At 46.4% G+C, this 26,961-nt stretch carries 21 protein-coding genes; 10 read left to right on the top strand and 11 right to left on the bottom strand.

The genetic code is table 11. The annotated features are described in order from the left end of the window. Positions 1–207 precede the first annotated feature (207 nt). Together Q0852_RS03800 and Q0852_RS03805 are read right to left on the bottom strand one after the other, a co-directional pair. On the bottom strand, positions 208–423 hold the full coding sequence (locus Q0852_RS03800) for a helix-turn-helix transcriptional regulator (RefSeq protein ID WP_299014058.1): 216 nt from the start codon (positions 421–423) through the stop codon (positions 208–210). Between the two features lie 9 nt (positions 424–432). Continuing rightward, positions 433–966: a DUF2975 domain-containing protein gene (locus Q0852_RS03805; protein WP_299014061.1), complete on the bottom strand. Its 534-nt coding sequence runs from the start codon at positions 964–966 to the stop codon at positions 433–435. Positions 967–1,076: 110 nt separating this feature from the next. Between Q0852_RS03805 and Q0852_RS03810 the strand changes: the two genes are divergently transcribed. Both Q0852_RS03810 and Q0852_RS03815 read left to right on the top strand, forming a co-directional pair. Beyond that, positions 1,077–1,604: a DUF2799 domain-containing protein gene (locus tag Q0852_RS03810; protein ID WP_299014064.1), complete on the top strand. Its 528-nt coding sequence runs from the start codon at positions 1,077–1,079 to the stop codon at positions 1,602–1,604. A gap of 180 nt (positions 1,605–1,784) precedes the next feature. After that, entirely contained in the window at positions 1,785–2,330 is a 546-nt protein-coding gene (locus tag Q0852_RS03815) for an Ail/Lom family outer membrane beta-barrel protein (protein ID WP_299014067.1), read from the top strand. Positions 2,331–2,422: 92 nt separating this feature from the next. Here Q0852_RS03815 and Q0852_RS03820 read toward each other — a convergent pair whose 3' ends face one another. The 3 genes from Q0852_RS03820 to Q0852_RS03830 all read right to left on the bottom strand — a co-directional run bounded on the left by Q0852_RS03820 (position 2,423) and on the right by Q0852_RS03830 (position 7,667). Continuing rightward, on the bottom strand, positions 2,423–3,826 hold the full coding sequence (locus Q0852_RS03820) for a nucleobase:cation symporter-2 family protein (RefSeq protein ID WP_299014070.1): 1,404 nt from the start codon (positions 3,824–3,826) through the stop codon (positions 2,423–2,425). A gap of 119 nt (positions 3,827–3,945) precedes the next feature. After that, positions 3,946–4,446 carry a (2Fe-2S)-binding protein gene (locus Q0852_RS03825; RefSeq protein WP_299014073.1) on the bottom strand — a complete coding sequence of 167 codons (501 nt, stop codon included), beginning with the start codon at positions 4,444–4,446 and terminating at the stop codon, positions 3,946–3,948. Then, entirely contained in the window at positions 4,443–7,667 is a 3,225-nt protein-coding gene (locus Q0852_RS03830) for a molybdopterin cofactor-binding domain-containing protein (protein WP_299014076.1), read from the bottom strand. The genes Q0852_RS03825 and Q0852_RS03830 overlap by 4 nt, the downstream gene beginning before the upstream one ends. Before the next feature lie 548 nt (positions 7,668–8,215). Here Q0852_RS03830 and Q0852_RS03835 point away from each other — a divergent pair. After that, entirely contained in the window at positions 8,216–9,034 is an 819-nt protein-coding gene (locus Q0852_RS03835; RefSeq protein ID WP_299014079.1) for a DUF4037 domain-containing protein, read from the top strand. 854 nt (positions 9,035–9,888) lie between these two features. Further along, positions 9,889–10,338 (top strand): hypothetical protein, encoded by a 450-nt coding sequence (locus tag Q0852_RS03840; protein WP_299014082.1) that lies wholly within the window; start codon positions 9,889–9,891, stop codon positions 10,336–10,338. 143 nt (positions 10,339–10,481) lie between these two features. On the opposite strand, the gene Q0852_RS03845 is transcribed toward Q0852_RS03840, so the two are convergent. The 4 genes from Q0852_RS03845 to yqeC all read right to left on the bottom strand — a co-directional run bounded on the left by Q0852_RS03845 (position 10,482) and on the right by yqeC (position 14,138). Continuing rightward, on the bottom strand, positions 10,482–11,042 hold the full coding sequence (locus Q0852_RS03845) for a rhodanese-like domain-containing protein (protein WP_299014085.1): 561 nt from the start codon (positions 11,040–11,042) through the stop codon (positions 10,482–10,484). Between the two features lie 71 nt (positions 11,043–11,113). After that, a complete protein-coding gene (locus Q0852_RS03850) occupies positions 11,114–11,560 on the bottom strand; it encodes a MauE/DoxX family redox-associated membrane protein (protein WP_299014088.1) in 447 nt (148 codons plus the stop codon). 121 nt (positions 11,561–11,681) lie between these two features. After that, a complete protein-coding gene (gene yqeB, locus Q0852_RS03855; RefSeq protein ID WP_299014091.1) occupies positions 11,682–13,280 on the bottom strand; it encodes a selenium-dependent molybdenum cofactor biosynthesis protein YqeB in 1,599 nt (532 codons plus the stop codon). A gap of 30 nt (positions 13,281–13,310) precedes the next feature. Then, complete coding sequence (gene yqeC, locus Q0852_RS03860) at positions 13,311–14,138, bottom strand: selenium cofactor biosynthesis protein YqeC (RefSeq protein ID WP_299014094.1); 828 nt, start codon at positions 14,136–14,138, stop codon at positions 13,311–13,313. A gap of 94 nt (positions 14,139–14,232) precedes the next feature. Between yqeC and mocA the strand changes: the two genes are divergently transcribed. From mocA to Q0852_RS03890, 6 genes are all read left to right on the top strand, one after another. Beyond that, on the top strand, positions 14,233–14,814 hold the full coding sequence (mocA, locus tag Q0852_RS03865) for a molybdenum cofactor cytidylyltransferase (protein ID WP_299014098.1): 582 nt from the start codon (positions 14,233–14,235) through the stop codon (positions 14,812–14,814). 523 nt (positions 14,815–15,337) lie between these two features. After that, the gene (ygfK, locus tag Q0852_RS03870) at positions 15,338–18,475 is read left to right on the top strand and encodes a putative selenate reductase subunit YgfK (RefSeq protein ID WP_299014101.1); all 3,138 of its coding nucleotides are present in this window, start codon (positions 15,338–15,340) and stop codon (positions 18,473–18,475) included. A 14-nt stretch (positions 18,476–18,489) separates the two neighbouring features. Next, complete coding sequence (gene ssnA, locus Q0852_RS03875; protein WP_299014104.1) at positions 18,490–19,818, top strand: putative aminohydrolase SsnA; 1,329 nt, start codon at positions 18,490–18,492, stop codon at positions 19,816–19,818. Between the two features lie 16 nt (positions 19,819–19,834). Beyond that, a complete protein-coding gene (locus Q0852_RS03880; RefSeq protein WP_299014107.1) occupies positions 19,835–22,036 on the top strand; it encodes a xanthine dehydrogenase family protein molybdopterin-binding subunit in 2,202 nt (733 codons plus the stop codon). Continuing rightward, positions 22,033–22,503 carry a (2Fe-2S)-binding protein gene (locus tag Q0852_RS03885; RefSeq protein ID WP_299014109.1) on the top strand — a complete coding sequence of 157 codons (471 nt, stop codon included), beginning with the start codon at positions 22,033–22,035 and terminating at the stop codon, positions 22,501–22,503. The genes Q0852_RS03880 and Q0852_RS03885 overlap by 4 nt, the downstream gene beginning before the upstream one ends. Beyond that, positions 22,497–23,396 (top strand): FAD binding domain-containing protein, encoded by a 900-nt coding sequence (locus Q0852_RS03890; protein WP_299014112.1) that lies wholly within the window; start codon positions 22,497–22,499, stop codon positions 23,394–23,396. Before Q0852_RS03885 ends, Q0852_RS03890 begins: the two co-directional genes overlap by 7 nt. An 85-nt stretch (positions 23,397–23,481) precedes the next feature. On the opposite strand, the gene Q0852_RS03895 is transcribed toward Q0852_RS03890, so the two are convergent. Further along, positions 23,482–24,666, bottom strand: a complete 1,185-nt coding sequence (locus Q0852_RS03895) for a DEAD/DEAH box helicase (RefSeq protein WP_299014114.1) — start codon at positions 24,664–24,666, stop codon at positions 23,482–23,484. 184 nt (positions 24,667–24,850) lie between these two features. Next, entirely contained in the window at positions 24,851–26,935 is a 2,085-nt protein-coding gene (locus Q0852_RS03900; protein ID WP_299014116.1) for an Ig-like domain-containing protein, read from the bottom strand. Positions 26,936–26,961: the final 26 nt, after the last annotated feature.

Consider the following 26,961-nt stretch of genomic DNA (forward strand, 5'->3'; position numbering starts at 1 on the left):
TTACTTTGGGCTGCTTCTTTTACCCTTCTTCCGTTGTTTGTTGCCATGGTTTAAGCGATCCCGAAGCGGATTTTTAATGTATATACATAAAACCTGGCTCGGGTAGGAAGTTAGACAGAAAGATGCCAGCTGTTTTTATTGTAGCTGGCAAATTTCTATTGGGGTAAGGCGAACAACCATGACTTCCTTGTCAATGACGAGCGTTTATTACACATCTTCTTCGTCTATGTATTCGAGAATGTCCCCTGGCTGGCATTGAAGGTGCTTACATATGGCATCCAGTGTTGTCAGGCGAAGCGCTTTAGCCCTGCCATTCTTAAGAACAGACAGGTTTTGTTCCGTGATGCCTATCTTTGCAGCAAGTTCATTTGAGCGCATTTTCCGCTTTGCCAGCATCACATCCAAGTTAATGATAATTGGCACAAAATCACCTTAGATTGTTAATTCATGCTCTTCTTTCATGTCTTTAGCAAGCGCCATGACATGTGAGATGGCACGCACCATGAGTCCAATGACAAAAATTGTCAACTCAGTGTCTGAAAAATAGAGGCCAGTGTTCAATTCTTCCTCTCCGATGGACAAAACTGTGCCAAGTGATAGGTCGGAAAATGCACTGATAAAAGGTGAAGCAATCATCAGATTAGCCATTTTTTTCAGGCAGGAAACGTTGTTAGGAGTAAAAACCTGACCGTCCCGATACAAACGGAACAGACGAATTAGTTGCCAGATAATTGCCATGTAAACCAAAGAGGGTGCCAGCGCAAAAGGATATCCCATGAATGCTTTGCTTGGTGAAAACGGTAGATCAACAGGATAGCTGAATTCTAGATTTACCAAACTGCTGGACTCAACTAATGTGCCATAAAACCAAAGGAAGGAAATGAAAACAGGTGTGGTGATAAAAATGGTCCAGAGCAAAATCAGTAGTCGTTTACTGAGTTTCTCAATGGCTTGTTGGTGGTGCATGAATAATTCTCCGAATAATTTATGGGTAATAGATTGACATGCATAATTGTGCTTGGCAATAATAATTTATCGTTTTTCGATAAGTTATTAATTTGTAGTAATGAGGTTTTATGTATAAGCGCCCCCTGTGTATGGTTGTTCTGGTTCAACTGGTTGGTTGTTCAAGTATGTCTGTTGAAGAATGCAAAGTGGCAGATTGGTATTCAGTTGGTCTTCAGGACGGGCAAAATGGCGCTCCGTCATCACGGGTGAGCGATTATGCGGAAGACTGCCTGGAAGCTAATGTTACCGTTGATCAGGCTGTCTGGTTTAACGGTTATGATTTAGGCCTGACTTATTATTGTATGCCTGATAACGGATATCGTATTGGTCGTTCCGGTGGGGGATATTATGGTGTGTGTGATAGTCCTTTGTTCCTTGAGCAATATAACCTTGGCAGGAAAGAGTACCAGGTTGAGCAGCGTATTCGTGAGATAGACAGGGAGCTGGCCTCGATAGCCAATCAATTAAGGCAGCTTGAAAAGAATGCGAAATACAACAGTGATGAAGGTAAACGCCTTCGAAGCCGAGAGTCAATGTTGCGATCGGAGAGGCGCTCATTGATGGTACCAACGATTCAGTATCACTTTACATTTTGAGTTTTATCTGACTCATTAACTCAGGCATTTATGCATGTGGTTTCTTTTGTTTTGGTTGAATCATGAACTAACTAATTTTCAGTTTTGTTTTGATATTGACAGTGAGAATGCTGAGCAGTAGTTTTCATGTTTCGTTATTGAACGATGTTCATTTTGATTTAACCATATTGGTCTATAACAATGAAAAAAGTACAACACATCATCCTTGCTGCTATTGCGGCAGTTTCTGTTTCAACATCAGCTATGGCGGGTGAACATACAATTGTCGGTGGACTGTCTAAGACAAGTATCGACTCAGCACCGAAGGATCTGTACGGCGTTAACGTTAAATACCGCTATGAAGGCGGTTCTCGTCTGGGTTTGATTGCTACGGGTACAATTAATGCGAATAGTACTGATGAGCTGGTTGCTCAGAATGGTAAACTTACAACGAAAAAGGAAACCACTTACGGTTATGGTTCCTTTTCTCTTGGTCCTGTGTATCGTCTAAACTCCGTTTTAAGTGCTTACAGTACTGTTGGTTATGCTGATTACTTTGTTGAAGTTAATGACAAAGCGAAAAACACTAAATATAAAACGCGCGACGAAGAAATGTTTTCAGCTAGCCTGGGTATGCAGGCTAACATTACTACTCACCTAGTACTTGATGCTAGCTACGAGTATGTACCGTTTAGCGGTGATAACGATGCCGGTACATTTTCTCTGGGTCTAGGTTACCGTTTTTAATTGAGCGGTTAGCTGCTATTAGTAAATAATAAAACCGGGCTTTGGGCCCGGTTTTGTATTTATAGATGTAACAGGGACAAAGCGGAACTTAGTTATTTCTCAGCTGCCAGTTGCTGAGCGCGGCGGGCTTTAGCTGCCAATAAACGAGATGCTCGTTTGTCCGGCTTAATCAGAATCCCTTTTGCCGTCATGCTTTCGTCCGAAGTCGCTTTTTTCTTCGACTTTGGCAGCAATTGGTTCAGAACTACAGTGGCGAGAGTGCCTGTGGTGATACCCGAATGGAACACCATTTGTAGATCCTCTGGGAAGTGTTGTAGTAGGCGAGGTTCCAGTGTCACAGCCAGACCGGATGCCAGACCGACACAGACCACCAGCGCATTACGGCGTGAATCGGCAGCATTGAGCAGCATTCGGATACCGGCGTAAGCAATCATACCAAACATAACAAAGCCGACCCCGCCCAGTACCGGTTTAGGTACTGTGACAGCTAAAGCCGCCAGTTTCGGGAAGAGTCCCCCTAAGACTAATAAGCCGCCAGTGACAGCAACTACGAAACGGCTGGCTACGCCACTGATCCCGACAATACCAACATTCTGGCTGAAGCTGGCAACCGGCATGGCCGACAATATGGAACCAAAGGTGCTGCCAAGGCCGTCACCCAGCAGGCCGCGTTTCAGATCTTTGCCTGAGACTTCAACATGACAGTTATTGCCCAACGCCATGAAATCACCGGTGGCTTCGGCAACAACAACCAGATAGACCAGCGTCATACTGATGATGGCTGGCATCGAGAAAGTCATTCCATACTTGAAGGGTTCCGGGCTTGCGACCCACTGAGCTTCGTAAAGCTGAGTGAGGTCGACCATACCAAGCGGAATCGCCAGAATATAGCCAGCTGCCAGACCGATCACGATTGCAGAGGCAGCGATAGCACCTTTACAAAAGACCGATACTCCGATCACTACCGCCAGAGAAGCCGCAGCAAGGAATATCTTCGGCAAGGAAGCGAATGAAGGATCGCCAGCAGGGGCATCACCAATCCAGTTCATTGCCACAGGCAGGATTGTCAGACCGATGAGGGTTACCACTACACCGCTTACAAGATTAGGGAACAGCTTGCGGATCTGTTCCATATAAAAGCTGGCAATGATCACCATAAAGGATCCGACAAAGGTGGCACCGAGAATTGTAGACATCCCGGATGTCTTTCCGATTGTGATTAGTGTGCCCAGGAAAGCAAAGCTGGAACCCATGACAACCGGTAGACGAATGCCGACTGGGCCGGCTCCAATACACTGGACAATAGTGGCGATACCGGAAATAAACAGGGATGCACTGATCAAGGTAACAACCTCACCTTCAGGCAGACCGATAGCTCCACCAACGATCAGCGGAACGGCGACGATACCGCCGATAGAGGCGAGCATGTGTTGTAGGGCGAGGAAAAATGTCACCCCCTGGGGGGGCTTTTCATTGAGGGTATAGAGTAATTGCATAGTTGTGTCCTTACGCTCATGCGCATTTTTTTAGAATTCTGGTTGTTCCCCTGCTGAACAGGGGAACGGACATTTGCTCACGTTTTTATTTGTTTGCAACTGATATATAGCCGGTTGATTTAACTGGCTATATCTGCTGCGATGTCGTCGATAACGGCATTGATCGCATTAAGGATCGGCTGATAACCGGTACAGCGGCAAAGGTTTCCTTCCAACGCATCCATGATTTGCTCTGAATTCGGGTTTGGCTGCTTCTTCATCAGAGCCCAGGTGCTCATCATCACACCCGGCGTGCAGAATCCACACTGTACGCCGCCTCTTTTAATGAAAGATTGCTGTAACTTCTGAGCAAGCGGATCGTCTTTCAGACCTTCGATAGTGACAATCTCTGCCAGCTGACATTGTGCTGCCAGTATCATGCAGGAACAGACCGCGGCACCGTCCATGACGACAGTACAGGCACCGCATTCGCCGACTGCGCAGCCTTCTTTGGTTCCTGCCAGGCCGAGATCGTTGCGTAGCAAGTCGAGAAGTCGGGTGTTGCCGTCAACCTGAAGTTGGTAAGCCCTATCGTTAACGGTTAATGCCACTGGCGACAGATTTGTTTCCAATCGACTCATAATGCTTCTCCTTGCAGTTGCTTTTGGATCTCGTTCATCAGATCTCTGAACATGTTCAGATAAACCGGCTGTTTATAAGCAGCAGACCAGCGACCGCCGATCGCACTGTCTATCATCTCTTTCAGAACCTCGCTGGCTTGGTTAATGGATTCAACCGTCAGCGTTTGATTAACAAGTACTTCTTCGGCAGGGGTTAACCGTTGCGGCTTACTGAACAGTGCACCGTCAACCAGTCGACATTCTCGAACCGAACCGTCGGCATTGAAATCCATCAGGCAGGTAAGGCTGAGGCGGGTAATGTTGAGGGCATTACGCCGTCCGAGCTGGCTGTATTTCTGGATGAAATGTTGATGGGGTAATTTTGGAATGAAGACTCGGGTGAGTAATTCACCCTGCTGCAGTTCAGTGCGGTAACCGCCGGTAATGAACTCTGACAGCGGCATGCGCCGTTTTGTGTTCACCGAGCGAAGTTCAACATCGGCGCCATAAGCAACCAAAGGTGGAACTGAGTCGGCACACGGAGCAGCATTGACGATGTTACCGCCGATAGTGGCCCGGTTACGGATCTGGTTTGAGCCGATAGTGTGGCAGGCGGTAGCAAGCAGCGGGAAAGCGTCCTGAACTGCAGGGTGTTCTGCCAGACGGTTGAAGTTGACACCGCTACCGACAATCACGTGAGAGCCTGTTTCTTCTATGCCGCACAATTCAGCCAATCCGGCGATGTTGATGAGTGTACGGGGAGAGTTTTGCAAACGTCCCTGTACCAGCACATCGGTACCGCCGGCGATGGCGGTTGCTTTACCGTCAGCCAGTTGTGTCAGTGCTTCATCCAGTGATGACGGATTAATAACACTGAAGCCGTTGATGCGATGAGTCTGCTTTTTCTCTTCCGAGGCATGAACCAGCTCACTCTGACGAGCAGGTTTTTTCAGGTTGTAGCCAAGGAAAATTTGCTCAAGGGTCAGCGGCAACTGGCGGTGACGGGAACCTGTTGCAAAAGCAACTGCATTGGTGATTGCGGCGGCAGCCAGTTCAGCAGCGGGTTCACCGATACTCTTGGCACCGAACGGGCCTCCGGCGTCATGGTTTTCTACAGCCTCAATATTAAGAGACGGAATGTCCTTAATGGTTGGCAGCAGGTAGCTGTCGAGGTTTTCGGACTTCACGTTACCGTGTTCAATATTGAAGTCTTCAAGCACCCCGAGGCCGAATCCCTGAGCGATACCGCCCGCGACCTGGCCTTCAAAACCGACCCGGTTAATGACCTGACCGACATCATGCACAGCAGTGACATCAAGCAGCTCGACCTTACCTGTGCTGGTATCTACTTTCAGGTCAACGATCTGACAGCCGTATACCCAAGTGAAATAAGGCGAGCCTGTGCCTTTTTCTTCATCCCAGTGAATGGCGGGCTGATCGAACCAGCCATACGCGGCGAGGTTAACACCGGCCCATTTGGTTTTATTGGCAGCGTCAGCAAAACTGATCTTGTTTTCTGAATCGTGTTTGCTTTGGATATAACTGTCAGCCCAGTGGGTTTCGTCGATCTGACTGACGCCGAGATCGGCTTTGATCACATCGAAAATCCGGGCTTTGATCTTCTCAGCGCCGTCTTTCACAGCATTACCGCCGGTGATGGTCGCGCGTGACGCAACAGTCGGGCCACCATCCGCAATTAAGGACGTCGGTGGTTCAACAAAGTTGATATCAGCAAGTTTTAGTCCGAGTACTTCGGCGGCAATGGTCGACATGGTCGTTTGCAGACCCTGTCCGTTTTCGCATACCCCGGTGGAGACATTGACACTGCCGTCCGCATTCACTGTCACCAGTGCGCTGGAAGTATCAACACCTTCTGCACCCATTGAACAGCCCCGGTAGCTCAGCGCCAGGCCGATACCGTATTTCACCGGATCTCTGCTGGCATTAAGGCGACGGTAATGCTCCTGTTTTGCAAGGAACTCTGACTGCAGCGCTGCTTTATCCAACACTTCAATGGCGGAAACCGTATGGTTGTCAAAGCACTGGCCGGTAATACTTTTACCGCCTTGCTTAAGGGCATTGATTTCCCTGATCTTAACCGGATCCAGGTTGCAGGCTTCGGCTATTTCATCCATCAGGGATTCATTGGCAAAAATGATCTGAGGGGAACCGAATCCCCGCATTGCCCCGGACATGCTGTTGTTGGTATAGACGCCTTTAATATCGACCCGAACATGTTCAATATCGTAAGGGCCGGCAGCCTGAACGACGGATCGCCAGGTAACGAAAGGTGTACAAGCAGCGTAGCCGCCGGCATCGGCAAGAATGTCAATCTTGATACCCTGAATGCGGCCGTCCCGGCTGAAACCTACCTTGTAGTTCATGTGGTAGGGGTGTCGCTTGGTGCTTTCGATAATGGATTGCTCGCGAGTGTAGGTGATTTTGACCGGGCGTCCGGTCAGCGATGCCATCAGTGCGGTTCGACAGGCTAGGTGGTCGATACCGTCATCTTTACCGCCGAATGAACCGCCCATAACGGCGCGGTGAACATCAACCTGTGACTGGTTTAGCCCCATGAATCCGGCTACAAATCCCCGAACCCGGTGCGGGTTCTGGATCGAGCCTGTGATAATAAGATCACGGGAAGTCGGAGCAATGTAGGCGGTAATCGATTCTGGTTCGATATAACCGTGCTCCTGGAAGCCAACCTGATAAGTTCGTTCCAGCACCATTTCAGCCTGTTTGATGGCCTTCACCGCATCCCCTTTATGGGTACGGTGCTCAGCGACAATATTGGAACCGGATTCCGGGTGGATTAGCCGGGCATCGGGCTCCAGTGCCTCATGAACAGTATTGATTGGTGCAAAGGGCTCATATTCGACCTTGATTTTGTCGGCAGCAAGGCAGGCTGCCTCATAGGTTTCTGCAGCGACGACTGCGACGACATCACCGCTATAGCGGACAAAATCGCGGCAGATAGGATGGTAGTCGCGAATGATAACACCGGCGGTAGGGTCACCGGGAATATCATCAAAAGTAGCAATCCGTACTACGCCCTCTATGGCGTTAGCATCAGATGTGTCAATGCTTAATATTTTGCCGGCTGGAACGTCTGTATAACGACACACACCATACAGCATGCCGGGCAGTTTAATGTCATCTCCATATATTGCCTGACCTGTAACCTTGGCCAAGCCGTCTGTGCGTGGCAGGCCTTTACCTACTTGATTGTAACGCGTCATGTATTGCTCCCTCTTACATTGGCTGGATGATTTCGCCAATGACAAACAACTTAATGTTTTGAATTGCTGCATCGAGGATGATTAAACACTTGCCTCTCTGGCCGTTACCCAAAAGGGTCATTACCACATTGAGTAAAAGCCTGTATCTGGACCAGTGGCAACTTCGACAGAGAGCAATAGGCATGATTCAGACCATATTGATGTCAAATAAGATATTTATATTGTTAAACGTGATCTTGGTGAGATATCGAGTGTTGAATCAACATAATCGGTAGCATGAAATACGATCTGCCTGAAAACGCATAAAGCATGACCATATGAAGATCTCATTCGAAAGAAATTGGTTTTCTGTAATGAAATCACCGCTTAGCTGATAAGTATCAAAATGATATTAATCAGTTAAATATTGATAGTAGGTAGTTTGCGCACATATTGTGCAAGCTAATAGCGATAGTCTCTGAAATTTAATCAATGATGATACTTGGTTGAACCAGTGTTATTGCTGGCTCGAGCCGAAAGCGTCATAAAACGTTACAGAGAAAATTTGGATGGAAAATTGTTATTTTGTTGAAATGATGAGTTGCTTTGCCCAGCTCGAACAGGTAGATGCAATTTTATTGGCAGGCTCTAAAGTTGCGAACTCAGATGATGCATTATCTGATTATGATGTTTACATTTATACAAATGATGAAATCCCGTTGGAGGTAAGAAAAGAGATCACAGAAAGATATTGTTCGTATATTGAGCTAAACAATCAATTTTGGGAAACAGAAGATGACGGTGTGCTGAAGGATGGAACCGAAATTGAATTGATTTATCGAAGCCTTGATTGGTTGGATAATGAAGTTGATAGGGTCGTGAATGCCTTTCAGGCAAGTACAGGTTATAGTACATGTTTTTGGTATAACTTAATTAACTCAAAAGTTATTTATGATAGAAACAACAGAGCTAAAAAACTCATTGAAAAACATTCGGTCGAATTTCCAGTTGAATTAAGGTTAAATATTATTGATAAAAACCTCCCATTATTAAATAAAGCAATGCCGGCTTTTCAAAGTCAAATTAAGAAGGCTTTGGAAAGGCAAGATATCATTAGTATTAATCATCGTATTGCTGAATTTATCTCAAGTTATTTTGATGTTCTTTTTGCCATAAATGAAATGCCTCACCCTGGTGAGAAAAAGTTAGTTAAATATGTATTGCAGAAATGCTCTAAAATACCGGAGTCATTTGAAGAAGATATTATAGATTTACTGTCTTTGAGTGGGGAAAGCGATGTTCGTATTCTCGATACCATTGATCAAATGGTTGTTCGTCTAACTCACTTGCTTGAAGTAGAAGGTCTGCTTGACACGACAGCTGTATGATTGGTTAGCAGGCTTGTTTGTGATATAGCGGGTTTGCTTCTGCTATAGCAAGCGGATTGCTCCTCGCACAGAGTCTGAAAGGATTTTGCAAGAACATCAAGGGAGCTTTCGACGTTAAGGGGCTCCCGCTAGCAATCTTGTCAGTTGGTGTAAGTTCTGGAGAGTAAGTTACATGTATAACGAGTTGCAGAAGCATGATGTTAGATTAGTTTCATTTGATTTTTGTGAAAAAGTTGAAATGTAATTTATTTGTCATCATAACCTCAAATAAATACAACCTATCACCTAGAAATTGTTAAAAAACATTTTTTATGATACTCATATAGTTATATTAATTAACCACTGTTTTTCTCATATTAAAGACTTTTTGCTACGCAATTTTTGAACTTCACATTTGACTATAAATGAAAATTGGTCATTATGTGGTCTTCCTGATATCTAATTACTATGTCGTTTATAGCTGATTTGAGAGGGAGAGAAAAGTTCAGCTTATCTTTAAAATAAAAAGTAATAAACATATTATATGATTCTTGTTGGTTAACCGGTGCCAAATGAAGCCATTCCAGATGGGATGTTGTTTGTTGTGATGTATGTATTTTCAGGCATTGTATGAATTGAAATGTCGTGAATAATAAAGAACTAAGGGAACGTATCACTTTATATTGAAAAAGAATTAAAGATTTAGATAACTTGGTAGATATCTGTGACAGTGAATAATTTATATCACTATTGTTATCTCAGTTAACTCGCTGAAATAAAAAAGGTACCAAATAACAATAAGCTAGGGGAGGTTTCCTCTGGAGTGTCTTGGTACGCAATGAATATCACGTTTTACCGAATAACAGGAAATAAAAATGAAAAGAGCATTAGCGACTCTATTCGCCTTTGCTTCGTCCATAGCTGCCGCCAGTGATATGCGTATGACAGTACCACTTGCTAGTCAACATTATTTTTGTCCCAGTAATAAGTGCATAGATCTGAATGAAGTAAATCTTGGTATAGGAGCTGAATATAACGGGTACGGCATTATTACCTTTGAAAACAGTTATAGTCGTCAGAGTGTTGCCGTTTATAAGGCCTTTGAATATGACGCCACTTCATATCTGGGATTTGGTATTCGTGTTGGCGGCACCACGGGTTATAAGGAAGAGGCTGGAATGGAAGTCGTTCCACTAGCTCAGCCTTACCTTCGTTTTTTACCTTTTGATTTTTGGAGCTTTAACCTGGGAATGGTTCCTGTAGGACTGGTTGATACCAAGCACTATAACGTAGTGGTGACACTAGACTCACAAATTTCGTTTTAGGGTATGAGAATTGAGGTTATATCCAAGACTAAAAGGAAGTGTTTATGCAATTGGAGTATCAATAAAAAGGTGAGAACGAGTCTCACCTTTTTTATATTTATTATCAACTGATCTTGTAGTGATCAGTAGTTAGGTATGCGAACTTATTTATTTGCGGTTTCGAAACCAGCACCTTTCCACGCATAGATACCGCCAGGGTAGCGGTAAACGTTGTTATAACCCAGTTTGATGGCCCATGCTGCGGCATTGTGGCTGCGACCGCACTTAACAAATCCACAGTAAAAGACCAGCGTTTTGTCTTTATTGGCACCAAGTAGCTTAGTGAAAGCTTCTTGCGATTTGCCATCGGTTACAGTTGTGTTCCATTCAGGCATGTCGGCAATCGGGAATTCGAACTGAAGGGCTGAAGGAATGTGTTCCTTTTTATAGCTGTCCTTGTAAGGCATAGCATCAACAATCAACACATCTTTACCGCTGTCCAGCAGGCTTTTGACGTTATTTGTATCGATTAGTTGGTAGCCGCCCGCCAGCGTATCAGTATGCAGTTTAATCGCAACCTGTTCCGTCTGAACTTCTGTTTTGAATTTGCCATCGAAAAGACCGGCATTAGCTGTTAGGGGTAAAATCACCAGGCCAGCAGTCAAAATGAAGGCATTAAGCAGAAAGCTACGACGCGGACGGTGAGAACGAAGTTTACTAATCAAAGTGGATTACTCCTAATATGTGAAGATTTTCCGCAAATGGCGGCAAAAAATAAGCCGCTATACTAGCAAAATCATGCTGTATGCATTGTGGTGCATCTCATAAAACGTAGATTGAATACGTACAGGCCCCCAGCAACTGCTGTGATCAGAGCCTGGATCAGAAATTGTGGTTCCAGTTGGCTGTAGACTTGAGATTGGACTGAACCCGGCAGGTAACAGCCACAGTCGAAGTGCAACCCCTGGTATAATGCAAGACCTGACAACGCCATATAAATACCGAGGCAACAGACGACTGGAGCGACAGTCGTTAGTGAGCTGACAGCAAGCAAACCGCAGACCGTCAGGGCAAGAGGAAGGGCAAAGGCTATAACGCTGCTGTAGATAGACGGTGCCAGTCCCGTGTCTTTGAGCAATAGTGCTGTTTGCTCAGGCATGAAAAAGCCTTTAAGAGCAATGGCGGCTGCTGACATTAATACCAAGCTGGTAACGAAACGATGAAAATATCCATGTGTTTTCATAACGATACTCACTTTGTTGATGGCTGTTCCCTATTTAGTGTTGTTCAACAGCCATGATTTTGATGTCCTATTCTGCCCGTGATGCTATCACTGCAAACTTTCTAATTTATTGATTTAAATGCTAATTAATGGATGTTTGTTCCAAGTGCAGCATGGCTTCGAGTATGCTGCCACCTATTGCGCGGGCTTTGTCAGATACGGTGGTAAAATCGGCTTCAATACCACGAGGGTCGATATCACCAATCTTGAATCCTTCTGTGACGGTCAGACCATCATTAAGCAGGCCGCGTACCATACCGCTTAACGGGGCGATAACCGGAGTGTCACCTACATGGGCGATGGCATCACCTTCTTCAATGATATCGCCAAGTTGAACGTGGTTATGCATCACACCGGCACAAGGTGCGCGAAGTACGCGCTGGTGGGAATAACCTGCAATATTACCCGGGATACCGGTGTTTGGCTGAGTTGCACCGTTATAAATGACCCGACCCAATTGATGACCGCGGTTTGTTTCGATAACTGCATCGCAGTCTTCACCTGCTATAAATCCGGGGCCAAGTGCGATAGTGATGGGAGCCATACCTCGTTTGGTGCCTAGGTTACGCTTGGCAAGGATCGCATCAACCAGGAAGGTTGGTTTGAGTTTGTCGATTGAGGCACACTCTTCGTCAACCAGAACTGGAATTTGTTTGTTATCCAGAATACGGAATACATCTTCTGTGGTGATGGCCTTCTGCGCCTTAATACCCTCAACTTCGATCGGTTCACCATACAGACATTGGGCGAAAGCAACAGTACAGCGGATAACGGTAGGTTGGGCGATATCGGTCATTACCACTTTGAAACCGGCATTATGCAGTCGGATCGCAACACCGGTAGCGATATCACCGGCACCGCGGATCATCACCAGTTTGTTGCGGTTAAGGCGAGTATCGTCTTTCATTTGTCCACCTGCGGATTGGTTTTTCACTTTGAGTACTTCAGCCATGATGCTTATGGCAATCTCTTCCGGTGTTTCTGCCCCGATATTGAAGCCGACAGGGGAGTGGATGGCCTGAATATGGGCTTCGCTGACATTGCAGTTTCGCAGGTGGTTGAACAGGGTCTGTACTTTGCGGCGACTGGCCATCAAGCCGATATACTTAGTGTCGCAGTCAACGACTTTGCTGATCGCATCTTGATCCTGGTGATTGGTGGCGATAACCACGTAACTCTCTTTGTTGATATCCAGCTTGTCGATAGCATCTTCCATGGTCTGACCGAGTACGCGTTTACTTCCGACCGGGAAGTTTTCTTCAGCCAGGCTGTCGGCGTAGGCATCCGCGACTGTGATATCAAATCCCAGTACATGGGCGGCATGGGCAACCGCACGGTTAACGTGGCCGGCACCGATCAGGATTAAGTTCGGGCGTAGGCCATAGACATCAATGAATACGCTCATTGCGCCACCACAATCCATGCCCATGGCTTCGGGGCCAGTGCGGGTCATGCGACCCTTAACTACGCGTGGTTTACGTTCCCGCAGGGCTTCAAGTGATTGTTCGATGACGTAGCGTTCGATCATGCCGCCGCCGACGGTCCCGATAATAGCGCCGTCATCCTTGACGATCATCTGGCCGGAGTGGCGTGGTGCCGAACCACGGGTTTCTATAATGTTCGCCAGTGCGAATGGGGTATTTTCTTCTTCTAGTTGTGCTGCCTTAGCAAAAATATTCATGAATCGTAACCTCAATGTTTCTAGATAAAGCTAAGCGCCAGTCGGCAAGTCAGGCTTTACCAGTCTTTCTTTAATCGGTGCGTGACTGTTCATCGTCGTTAGCCAGATGGCATCAAGATTATTGGCCTGCTCAAGAACTTGTTGTGCCAGTTTTATCAGCGAGGTGTAGTCATGAGTCAGGTCTATTTTGTTTATTAGCCATATTTTTCGGGCTTTATCAGGCGCGTTTTTAAACAGCCCCTGAGGGTGAATAATCAAATTTCCTAATATTCGCCGGTCAATTAGTTCACCGGCGGAACACAGGGTCAGGGCAGAAAATAAATGCCAGCGGTGTATTTTTTCGGGAATAGCCCGGGTATTAATGATTTCTGCTCCGGTGACACCGATAACCATATCCGAAGAAATAGGAATGCAAGGCTCATGCCTGTCAGGAGCTTTTATTGGCAAGCATTTTGCTCCATCGGCTTCAATAATAAAAACTGTGAAATATGAATCATTTTTTAATTGTTCAATGTCGTCACATGTGATGCCGGACACTTTATTTTCTTCACTGTTGTTGTTGCGCTTGATTAGGCGTTGATAACAAAAAGTGACGCTTTGATCCGGTAAGTCCTTTATCAGTTGTGATATGCTTTCTAGGTTTAAATTATCGATCTTAATGAAATTGTCAGCCTGGACTTTCTTCGGTAAATACATTTTTGTCGTGGTGGTAACACATACACGATGACCTCTTTTCTTGAATTCTTTAGCCAGCCAGAATGCTGTTGATGTTTTACCTCCGCCACCAACCAGAGATATAACCAATGGTGAATTATGTGAACATTCAAATATGTCTGAATATAATTGGCGAGAATTCATGTCAGGCCTCATAAACTGGTTATGACAAGAGTATTTATAAGAAAGGAAGAGTAAATCTTCCCTGAAGACTGATCGGCAATAAGAGAAAATTGCTATGGAAAGACCAACACAATTAGATTGCGTTATCCCCGCAGCCGGTTTGTCATCTCGTATGGGAAACTGGAAGATGATGTTACCTTATCAACAACATACGATCCTTGATGAAAGTATCGAAAACGCGCTTCAGTTTTGTAGCCGGGTGATTCTGGTTGTCGGTTTTCGAGGTGAAGAGTTACTTGAAAGATACCAAGCAAAACAGAGTGTTAAAGTAGTGGTGAATACTGACTACAAGCAAGGGATGTTCAGTTCTATTCAGCAGGGTGTAAGGCATGTTGAAAGCGAGCATTTTTTTATTTGCCATGGCGATATGCCCTGCGTTTATTCGGAAATCTATCAGAAGGTTTGGCAGGAAAGAGGCTTGTTTACCGTGTTTCCCGGCATGAAAGATAAACCGGGTCATCCAGTTTTACTACCTGCTTTTATAAAGGAGGATATACGTCAGGCGAATATAGAAGAAAAGATGAAACGTTTAATTTATCGCCATAATGTGGTCCACCTTGGTTTAGAAATATCTGAAATCCACCTTGATGTCGATACGCCTGAAGCTTATAAGAAATTGTGTTGTGGCTCACATTGAATCTATCAAATTGAGAGTTGATAGTTATTTATTTATCAATTTGATATTTGATGAGGGCGATAAATTGCTTTTGTGGTATTGAGGGGAAAAATAATTATTCGAAAAATGGAAGTGATTTTTTGCTGACGCTTATTTGAGAATATTTTAAACCATTTTGTCTTTTTGTTATTTTTTCTCACTATCATATTTTCTTGTATCAAAGTGATAGCAATTTATTAAATTGATAGAAAATACATCATAATTAATAATCATACTCATTTGAAAATTATTATTACTTTGATTTGATTAATTAGCAAGTCTTGTTTGTGTTCACATAATTAAGTCTAGTTTCGACATCGGTCACGAAATTAATCATGAAATCTCTTGTTATTTAACCTGTTTTTAAAGTTTGGCGCAGTAGTTGCTCAATGGGGTTTATATCTGGCTGAACTATTTTGGCCTATGACACTTAGCCCTACGCATTGCACAACGAATGTGCTGGCTGTGACAGAAGAAGAAAAAAACAGCATCAAGGAGATTTATCATGGGAGACATTATGCGTCCCGTTCCGTTTGGCGAGCTTCTGAATCGCGTTTTCAGCGAATATAAGGAGAGCCAGTCGATTTTTGGGATTCCGGCGAAGCAGTTCTATCGCAAAGCTGCAAAGACCGAAGACCTGTCTGTATGGGGAGAATATTGTGAAACACCGGTTGGCCCTGCTGCCGGTCCGCACACTCAGTTGGCTCAGAACATCATCACATCCTGGCTGACCGGTGGTCGCTTCATGGAGCTGAAAACAGTCCAGAAACTGGATCAGCTTGAACTTGCCAAACCATGTATCGACGCAGAAGATGAATGTTTCAACACCGAATGGTCAACCGAATTCACCCTGCTAAAAGCCTATGATGAATACCTGAAGGCGTGGATTGCTCTGCATCTATTGGAAGAAGTGTTTGCACCTCGCGGTGAAGGTGAGCCTAAGTCATTCATCTTTAACATGAGTGTTGGTTATGATCTGTCCGGTATTCAGACTGCGCCGATGCAGAAGTATATCGATGACATGGTTGATTCCAGTCAGCACGAAAGTTTCCATGCTTATATTAAAGAGCTTAAAGCTTTTATCACCGATCCTGAATTTATTAAAGCGTATGGTCTGGAAGATCGCATCGATCGCCTGAATGCGCTGCCAGAAACCATTTCTACCCAGCTTACCCGCGGCGTAACGCTTTCAACTATGCACGGTTGTCCTCCTCATGAAATTGAAGCAATCTGCCGTTATATGATTGAAGAGAAGGGTATCAACACCTTCGTTAAACTGAATCCGACCCTGCTTGGATTCGAACGTGTACGTGGCATTTTGGATAATGCTGGCTTTGATTATGTTGCATTGAGCGAAGAGTCATTTAGTCATGACCTTCAGATTGAAGATGCTAAAGCTATGCTTCACCGTTTGGTTGATCTGGGTAAAGAGAAAGGTATCGGCTTTGGCGTTAAGCTGACCAACACCCTGGGTACTCTGAACCGTAAAGGCCGTCTGCCAGACAAAGAAATGTACATGTCTGGTCGTGCCTTGTTCCCGCTGTCTATCAACGTGGCGCTGGAATTATCCCGTGAATTCGATGGTACGTTGCCTATTTCCTACTCCGGTGGTGCCAGTAAGTTCAACATCAAGGAAATTTTCGAAACCGGTATTTGCCCGATCACGATGGCGACAGATTTGCTCAAGCCGGGTGGCTACCTGCGTTTGGCCGACTGTGCCAAGGAGCTGGAAACCAGCACCGAGTGGGGCATGCAGAAGATTGATCTGGTTAAGCTGGAAGTGCTGGCTGCGAAATCCCTGGTGGCTGATTACACCCAGAAAGAGTGGCGTGGTCCGGAAGAAATCACTGTCAAGAAAGCGGTTCCGCTAACAGATTGTTATGTAGCACCTTGTGTGACAGCTTGTCCTATCAGCCAGGATATTCCTGAATATATCCGCCTGATGGGCGAACATCAATATACAGAAGCGCTGGAAGTGATTTATTCACGTAACGCGCTGCCTGCTATTACGGGCCACATCTGTGATCACCAATGTCAGTACAATTGTACCCGTCGTGACTACGAGGGTGCGCTGAACATTCGTGAAATGAAGAAAATCGCTTTGGCGAAAGGTTGGGAAGGTTACAAGGCTAAGTGGCATCAGCCAGATATGGACAAGGCGAAGCAGCCAGTTGCGGTAATTGGTGCCGGTCCTGCTGGTTTGTCTGCGGCTTACTTCATGGCTCGCGCCGGTCATCCGGTGACAATTTTCGAAAAAGAGAAGAATGCGGGTGGTGTGGTTAAGAACATCATTCCTCAGTTCCGTATTCCTGCTGAAGTTATCCAGCATGATATTGATTTCGTCACAGATCACGGTGTTCATATTGAATACGGCTGCAATCCGAACCTGACTGTTGATGCTCTGAAAGAAAGCGGTTTCAAGTATATCTGTCTGGGTATCGGTGCTGACAAAGGCAACCCAATCTCATTGTCTGGTGACAATACCCATGTATTTAAGTCACTGGAATTCCTTCGCAGCTTTAATGATGGTGAATTCTCTCAAGGCGACTCAACCCTGGAGTTAGGCAAGCATGTTGCCGTCATTGGTGCCGGTAACACGGCAATGGATAGCGCCCGTGCCGCTCTGAAAGTAGACGGTGTTGAGAAGGTGACCATCCTTTACCGCCGTACCATTGCTGAAATGCCTGCGTATAAAGAAGAGTATGACGAAGCCGTGGAAGATGGTGTTCAGTTCATGTTCCTGACTAATCCTGAGCAGTTCGATGCTGATGGCAAGCTGACTGCACGAGTGATGGAACTGGGCGAGCCTGATGAGAAAGGCCGTCGCCGTCCGGTAGCAACCGATAAGACGATTGAGCTTCAGGTTGATGCCCTAATCACCGCTGTGGGTGAGCAATCTAACCGCGATGTTCTGACTCGCATTGGTGTACCAATGGGTGAAGATGGCTGGCCTGCAGTTGATGCGAAGACATGTGAGACTGCTGTTGAGAATGTGTTCCTGATGGGGGATGCGCAGACCGGTCCGTCTTCGATTGTATCGGCTATCTCTGGTGGTCGTAAGGTTGCAACAACGATTCTGGCCCGCGAGGCACAGCAGGATCAGCCTCAGGAAGTGGTTTCAGATGTTCAGGCTGAAGCTGTTTATGCCCGTAAGGGTGATATTCAGGTCAAGATGATTACCGCGAACAAGCTTGAAGAAGCAGATCGTGATGGATTTATTGAACAAGAAGCTAAACGTTGTCTGGAATGTTCATACATCTGTAGCAAGTGTGTGGATGTATGTCCGAACCGCGCCAATATTTCATTGCCGATCCCTGGCTTCAAAGATCAGTACCAGACGTTGCATATTGATGCTTACTGTAACGAATGTGGTAACTGTGCGCAGTTCTGCCCATGGGACAGCAAGCCTTATAAAGACAAGTTCACTCTGTTTAACCTACGCGATGATTTCGCTAACAGTACCAATGCCGGTTTCTACATTGAAGGCGAAGAAGTGCTGGTACGTACCCAGGGTGAAACTTATACCTTCAGCATTAATGAACAGAGTGAACTGGATATGCCTGAATCGATGGCAGATGAAGCAACTATCATCAGCTATGTTCATGCAAATCATCGTTATCTTCTTGGCAAAGTAGATGTCTAGGTGAGGAGTCAGGAATGTTATTACTGAGAAATGCAACGGCAGTGCAGTTTGAACCTGCACTGATCAAAGAAGGCGTTGACATCGTTATTGATGGTGGCGAAATCAAAGAAGTAGGGACTGATTTGGTGGCGAAATATCCTGACGCTACCGTCAAGGAGATGAAAGGCAAGTTGGTAATGCCGGGCATTGTCTGCTCCCATAACCACTTCTATTCAGGTTTGGCCCGCGGCATCATGGCGGATATCAAGCCAAGTCCTGACTTTATCTCGATCCTGAAGAACCTGTGGTGGCGGATGGACCGTGCCCTGGATGAAGAGGCGCTTTATTACAGCGGTTTGATCTGCTCGCTGGAGGCGATCAAGAACGGTTGCTCAGCGGTGATTGACCACCATGCTTCACCTAACTATATTGCCGGATCGCTTAATACACTTCGCAAAGGCTTTATGAAAGCCGGCCTGCGCGGTATGACCTGCTTTGAAACCACCGACCGTAATGACGGTATGAAGGAGATGATGGCTGGCGTTGAGGAAAACATCGCCTTTGCCCGGCAGATCGACCGTGCCAAGGAAGAGGGTATCGAACCGTATTTGGTTGAAGCGCACATTGGTGCCCATGCGCCGTTTACCGTTACTGACGAAGGTTTGGCGATGATGGCCGAAGCCGTGCAGTCGACGGGACGCGGTATTCATATCCACGTGGCTGAGGACCGTTACGATGTAACGCATAGCCATCATCACTATGGTCAGGACATTGTCGAGCGGCTTGACAGCTTTGGCCTGATTAATGAGAAGACGTTGCTGGCTCATGGTTTGTACCTGTCTGATCGGGATATCGACATCCTGAACGCCAAAGATGGCTTCCTGGTTCACAATGCCCGTTCAAATATGAACAATAACGTGGGTTACAACACTAAGCTGACCCGTTTCAAGAATGTGGCTATGGGAACCGATGGCATCGGTGCTGATATGTTCGAAGAGCTTAAGTTTGCCTTCTTTAAACATCGTGATGTCGGTGGTCCGCTATGGCCTGATAGCTTCCTCCGCCACTTGTGGAACGGTAATGAAATCCTGGCCCGTAACTTTGGTGCCAAGTTCGGTCGCCTCGATGCCGGTAATAAGGCAGATCTGACGATTCTTGATTACATCAGCCCGACACCGTTAGTGGCAGACAACCTGCCGGGACACATTGCGTTTGGTATTAACGCGGGTAACGTCAACAGCGTCATCATTGAAGGACGTTTTGTGTACGAGGATCGTGCGTTCCCATTTGATGTTGCACCTATCTATGCAGAAGCTAGCAAGGTCGCCCAGCGTCTTTGGAAGACCATGGATCAATTAGACTAAAATGTGAGATCCCGTTATGGATACGGTTAATACTCGATTCAAGTGGGCAGAAGCCACTGGTGAAGCTAAGTATATTGCCGACCGCCATTACGAGGGACTGTTAGAAGGGCGGTTCTACCGCTCTTCTTGCCCCAGAGGCGTAATTAAATCGGTAGAAATCCCGGAACTGCCTGAAGGCTACCATCTGTTTGGTGCTGATGATGTTCCGGGGCAAAATGTACTGCCTATCGTCGAAATCGACTGGCCTGCTTTTGCAGATAATGAGGTGCGTTTTGTCGGTCAGGTGATCTTCCTTGTGGTAGGTCCTGATCCTGATGTTCTGGAACAACTGCTCGGTCAGATTCATGTTGACTATGAGCCACTCACTCCCGCTTACACCATTGCCGAGTCAAAAGCCTTGGTTGATGGTGCCATTCATGCTGATGACAATATTCTCGATCACCACTCACTGGAAAAAGGCGATATCGAAGCTGGTTTTGCGAAAGCCGTGACCATCATTGAAGATACTTGCTCTACGGGTTATCAGGAGCATATCTATCTTGAAACGCAAGGATGTGTGGGCTATCCCAACGATGGCAAAGTCGTGATTGAAGGCTCTATGCAGTGTCCCTTTTATGTCCATCACTGTATGGCTGTCGTACTTGGTCATGATCATGTCCGCGCTATACAATGTCCGACAGGCGGTGGCTTTGGCGGTAAGGAAGACTACCCGGATGTGCTGGCAGGGCCGTTAGCTGTTGCAGTAAACAAACTTCAGCAACCGATTCGTATCGTGCTGGAGCGAAGCGAAGACATTCAGTTCACCTCAAAGCGCCACCCGGTTGAGTTCCATTATAAAACCGGTATTGATGCTGACGGCAACATCGTAGCCATGGACGTGAAGTTCGATGTTAATTCCGGCGCTTACCTCAGCTTGTCCGGTATTGTACTGCAACGCTCGATTACCACCGCAACCAATGTCTACGATATTCCGAATGTCCGTGTTGAAGGCCATGCCTGGACGACCAATACGGTTCCTACCGGGGCATTTCGAGGTTTTGGCTCTCCGCAAAACTGTTTCTGCATGGAAACGCACATGACCCACGTTGCCAAGCAGCTTGGCGAAGAACCTGCGGCCTTTAAGCAGCGTCATTTTCAGACATCGAATTCGAAGTCTCTGACTGGCGCTGAGATCTTCGGCGATTTAGTGCTGGAGCAAATGCTGGAAAAAATCCTGGCGATGTCCGGTTACAGCACCAAGACTGCGCTTTATGCCTTCCTGCCGGATCAAGATGAACAGTGTCTTGGCAGTGGTAAGCGTAAAGGGATTGGTTTTTCCGCTTTCCAGCACGGCTGTGGCTTTGCCGGAGATCTGGAAGATACCTTAGTGCGGTCGAAGGTTCGCCTGGACAAGCTGGCAGATGGAACAGTAAGGATTCTGGCGTCTAATACCGATATTGGCCAGGGAATAACCCTGACTTTCCGCAAGATCGTGGCAGATACATTGAATAAGCCGCTAGAGACTATTCAGCTTGCTGTGCCTGATACGGGGATAGTACCGGATTCAGGCCCGACAGTGGCCTCACGATCTATTTTGATCGTTGGTTACTTGCTTGAAAAAGCGGCCCAGAAGCTACAGCTTAACTGGCAGGAAGGTGAACCGCAGGAGATCGAAGAGATCTACCGCAAGCCGGATTATCATGTCTGGGATCAGGCGACCTATCAGGGCAATGCCTATCAGGCGACCAGCTATGGCATGAACGTGGTTGAAGTTGAAGTGGATATGGCAACCGGTGAGACAGACATTATCGGCGCCTGGGGCGTATATGACATCGGCCGTGCGATTGATCCTGTGGTGTTTAAAGGCCAGATCGATGGCGGTATGGTGCAGGCGCTTGGTTATGGCAGCTGCGAAAAAATGGAGCTGAACAGTGATGGTGTCTTTGCCCAGAAAACCATGGCTGATTACGTGATACCGACAGCACTGGATGTACCGTCAATTGACAGTGATTATATCGATAACCCGTACCCATTTGGGCCGAATGGTGCAAAAGGGGGCGGTGAGCTGACTCATAACGGTGGTGCCGCTGCGTTTGCTGCCGCTGTTGAAGCGGCGATTGGTAAAACAATGTCATCCATTCCGGTAACACCGGAACGTATCTGCCAGAAGCTATACGGTGAAGAGCCGGAACAGACAGTAAGAATAGTGGAAGCGCCAAGTGGAGGTAATGCCAAATGAAGATCGAGTTCTTTCTAAATAATGAGCTGGTCGAGGTAGATGCCGACCCAATGCAGTCACTTTTGAACACATTACGTGGTGATCTTAAAAAAACAGCTACCAAAGAAGGATGTGGAGAAGGTGAATGTGGCGCATGCTCGATTTTGTTTAACGGCAAGCTGGTTAACGCCTGCATGATGCCGATAGCGCAGGCTGAAGGGGCGCAGGTCATGACCCTTGAAGGGTTACGTCAGACCGAGAAAGGTCAGTGCGTCGTTGATGCGTTATTGGAAGCGAAAGGCGTGCAGTGCGGTTTCTGTACGCCAGGTATGGTGCTTGCGCTTTATGCCTTGCTGGAAACCAATGCCAAGCCGACAGAGGAGGAAATTCGTACCGCGATTTCTGGTAATCTCTGTCGTTGTACCGGCTATGGCATGATTATCGATGCTGCCCGGATCGCTGCGCAAAAAGGAGAGGGATTATGGTAGAGGTTTATCGCCCCGATACTTTGGAGCAGGCTCTGGATAAGCTGGCTGTCGGAGAACATACCCTGTTCTCCGGCGGAACCGACCTGATGGTCAGGCACAGTGTCAGGCCTGGTATGTCACCGACTTTTACCCAAGATGTGGTGTTCGTTGATGCTATCGAGGAGCTCAAGCATATTACCGAAGCTACTGTTGAAGCGGAGAGTGAAGGTTCACCTGACTCGGCGTTATTTATCGGCGCTGGTGTGACTTTAAGTAAAATCGAGCATCACTCCCTGGTTCCGGATGTATTGCGCCAAAGCGTGGCAAAAATAGCGGCCCCGGCTCTGCGTAACCGGGCGACCATGGCCGGAAATATCTGTAATGCTTCGCCGGCGGCTGATTCGTTGCCAGCCTTGTACTTGCTGGATGCTCGTGTTGTGCTTTCGTCGCTAAAAGGGCAGCGGGAAATGGCGTTAGAAGATTTTATTCTGGCACCGGGGCTGACTCAGTTGCGTGCCGATGAAATGCTTACCCACGTGGTGATTCCGAAGCAGGATTTACCCGAGAGTTTCTACCATAAAGTCGGTACCCGCGCTGCTAACGCGCTGACCAAAGTGTCTGTGGCCGGTCTGGCGAAAGTGGTAAAAGGTCGCACTGGTAAAGGTAAGCTGGTGGACTGGCGTGTAGCTTTCGGCGCCGTCGGGCCGACGGTGGTACGCAGCCGTGAGCTGGAGTCACTGATAGTTGGCCAGCCAACCGAAAAGCTAACAAAGCCGAGGTTTATCAACGAAGTGGTCGGGATGTACAGCGAAATCATCCGTCCGATTGATGATCAGCGTTCAACGGCAGCATACCGCCATCAGGCATCAATTAATCTGCTGAGGCGCTGGTTAAGCCAGCTCAGCTCGCAATGATTTTATCGTACTCTCTTGTTTATGTGCCTTTTTAGGGGGCTGAGCCCCCTTTTTTATACTACTGGGAAGAATAATCAGTAGGAGCTTATTTGCGTTTGTTCTTTGGAACGTAATTCAAAATAGAAATCGGTACTTCTTTTCTCGGGGCAAAACCGTCAATTTCTTTACGCGTAATCAGATGTCCCAGACGACTCTCGATCATACACAGGTTTTTAAAATTATCCTTTGAAACAAACGAGATAGCTTCGCCGGAAGCACCGGCACGGCCGGTACGGCCAATACGGTGAACATAGTCCTCTGCCGGGAAAGGTAAGTCATAGTTGACCACACGAGTCAGCTCCTCAATATCAATACCACGGGCAGCAACGCCAGTGGCGACTAAAAAGTTGAGATTACCTGATTTAAAGTCTGCCAGAAGTTGTGCGCGAACGTCCTGACTTCTGCCGCTGTGGAAGGATTCAGCCTTAATTCCACGTTTTTCAAGTTGGCTAACTAGTTTCGCTGCACCATGCTTGGTTTCAATAAAGATCAGCGCCTGCTCCCACTGGTTCTCTTTAATCAAATGGCTTAGCAATGCCGATTTTTTGTCTTTATCGACGGTGATCAGCCATTGATCAATTTTAGGCGTGGTTGCGTTGTCAGGAGAAACTGATATTTCAACCGGGTTATCGATGGCTGTTTTTGCCAGAACTCGAACTTTCTTTGATAGCGTCGCAGAGAACAGTAGGTTCTGACGGTCTTCCGGCAAGCGCTCAATGATTTTGTTGATGTCCTCGATAAAGCCCATATCAAGCATTCGGTCGGCTTCATCCAGAACAAGAACTTCTATTTCCTCAAAATGCACCGAGCGCTGGCTGTACATATCGAGCAGGCGTCCCGGTGTGGCAACCAGAATATCAACACCTTCTATCAGCTTTTGTTTTTGCTGCTTCGAGTCAACACCGCCATACATTGCCAGAGAAGTCAGGTTTAGGTGTTTGCTGTATTTCGCAATATTGTCTTCAACCTGAACTGCCAGTTCGCGGGTAGGCGTAAGGATAAGGGCGCGAATACGTTTTTTGCGCTGGGTCTGGCCTTCACTAAGCATTTCTAATATTGGCAATACAAAGCTGGCGGTTTTACCTGTACCAGTTTGTGCCGCTGCAATAAGGTTCTTGCCCGTTAATACGACAGGAATTGCCTTCTCTTGAATTGGAGTCGGGGCTTTATAGCCAAGTTCATTTATAGCTTTTACGATTGGAGCGCTTAATCCAAGTTTGGAGAACGGCATGTAGAGTCTCAGGTTGGTAATGATACAAAATTGCTATAGCCGGTGGCGATAACAGAAGTAAGGTGGTGGATTCTATCATGATGGGAGCGAGAGGGGCAGGGGCTGTGGTGCGGGATATTTAGCAATAACCACCCACCTGAGTAGGCGGTTATAATATCTTTAGGCGCTATCTACACAGCGAACACTAATTGGAAACAGAGACACAAGAGACAGATATAGAAAAGTCTGGGCTTATATCTCCGATAAAGTTTCCGACTCTGTGGAAACCAGTGAGAAGATTGACATATAAGTACCCAAAGCTACCCGCTGTGGCAGACCAGTATGAACCAACCGGCCAGCCAAAACGTTCATACATACTTAGATTGTGCTCGTTATTATATTCAAACAAAGCTGAAAGTTCTTCTCGGGTTGGCCGTCTCCAATTAGAACGGTTCGCGAACGTTATTGTTGAAAGCTTCTGACACCAGCGATCAAACTGACCATTAGTGCCTGGCTCTTCATTGGTTTGCCATCTGGACGAAACTGCCATTTCACCATCTTGTCGGAATAGGGCGAAAGTACCTGCTGGCCCGTACTTCGCTCTTGTTTCAATCCAGGCTCTGGCAAAAGTATCACCACTGTTGTATTTATCATCGCTTTCCGTATAGCCAAGCTCGTTCACCACAGCTAAAGAAGGGCTGCTGGTAAACCATTTTACCTTGCCGTCATTGGTGTCGTTGATTTCCCGTATCTTCAAACAGTTGCCTGTTGCATTGGTTTTATCGCTGTCATTGATACCGCCGCCAGGAGAACTATCAAAAGGCTTACCGCTAATATTCCCACAAACAGCGACAGTAACGGGTGGTTCCGTAACGGTGATGTCAACGCTATTACTATAAATTTTATCAAGTTGGGCGGTAATGATGGTGGCTCCCGCATCCAGTCCAGTTACAATACCATTCGAGGTAACTGTCGCGAAGGAAGCATCATCTGAAGACCATGATACTTTAGATGTGACATCGGCAGTAGTTTCATCGCTGTAAGTAGCCATCGCATTAAGCTGAAGCGCTGTATCTTTTACGAGGTTTGGCGCTTCAGGCGTAACTTCAATACTGATAACTTCCGCATTGGTTACTTCTACCGCTGTGGCATTGCTGTAAACCGCATCTCGGCTCGCAGTTACTTCGGTATTGCCAATACCCATCCCTGTCAATAATCCAGTAGTTGAAATGGTCGCCATACCGGTATCCATTGATGACCAGTTAATTAAATGACTGATATCAACTATACTGTCATCGCTGTACGTAGCAAATGCGGAAAGCTGTATAGTGTTGCCTTTAGCAACTGACAACGCCTCCGGTCTAATATGAATCGCTGTGATTGTCGCATCTGTTACTCTGATATCTACAGCATTACTTGTTATGTCTGACAGGCTTGCACTGATTTTAGTATTTCCCGGCTTTAATCCGGTTACAAGCCCTGCATCTGAAACAGATGTAATTGCTGAGTCTTCTATAGACCACGACACCATACTACTTACATTAGCGGTTCTAGAGTCACTGTACGTTGCCAGAGCGTTAAGCTGGGTTGTATTGTTTTTTGCCAAAGATAACGTTAAGGGTGTTATCTGTATATTGACAATCGCTGCATCATCCACCTCGACGAGTACCTGATTGCTGATCATCCCGTTGATATTGGCATGTACCTCTGTTGTGCCAGTAGACTGGCTTGATAAAAATCCAGATGATGAAATAGTTACAACGGAACTGTCTGCCGAAACCCAAGAAACTTGGTCGCTGATATCAGCGGTTGTAGCATCACTGTAGGTAGCAGTAGCCGTAAGCTGTTGCCCGTTACCGACATTAATGGTTGTTACCGCTGGAGTAACGTGAAGACGGGTCATAACAGCATCGGTCACTTCCACATCCAAATTATTACTTACAATATCCCCCTGTCGGGCAGTAACCGTCGTCATTCCAGTGCAGGTTCCGACAACCGTATTGCTGAGCAAACTAATAACTGGCTGGTTACTGGAAAACCAAATTACGTTTTCACTAATGTTTTTATGTGAACCATCACTGAAGTGACCGATTGCAGTTAGCTTCTGACGATTACCTTTAGCCAGCGTTAAGGAACTAGCCCCTTTTGTTGTGATTATTGTGGGGGTTATTTGTATACTGACGAGTTTTATATCATTTTTTTCAGGTGAACCACCGGAATTACATCCGGCTACTACTGCCACAAAGACAAAAAAAAGCAGCCATTTGGCTCCTTTCAAAACACAATTCATTATGGTAAATCTCTAATTTTAGGTTT

Source organism: uncultured Photobacterium sp., assembly GCF_947502415.1.
In the GTDB taxonomy this organism is placed as follows: Bacteria; Pseudomonadota; Gammaproteobacteria; order Enterobacterales; family Vibrionaceae; genus Photobacterium.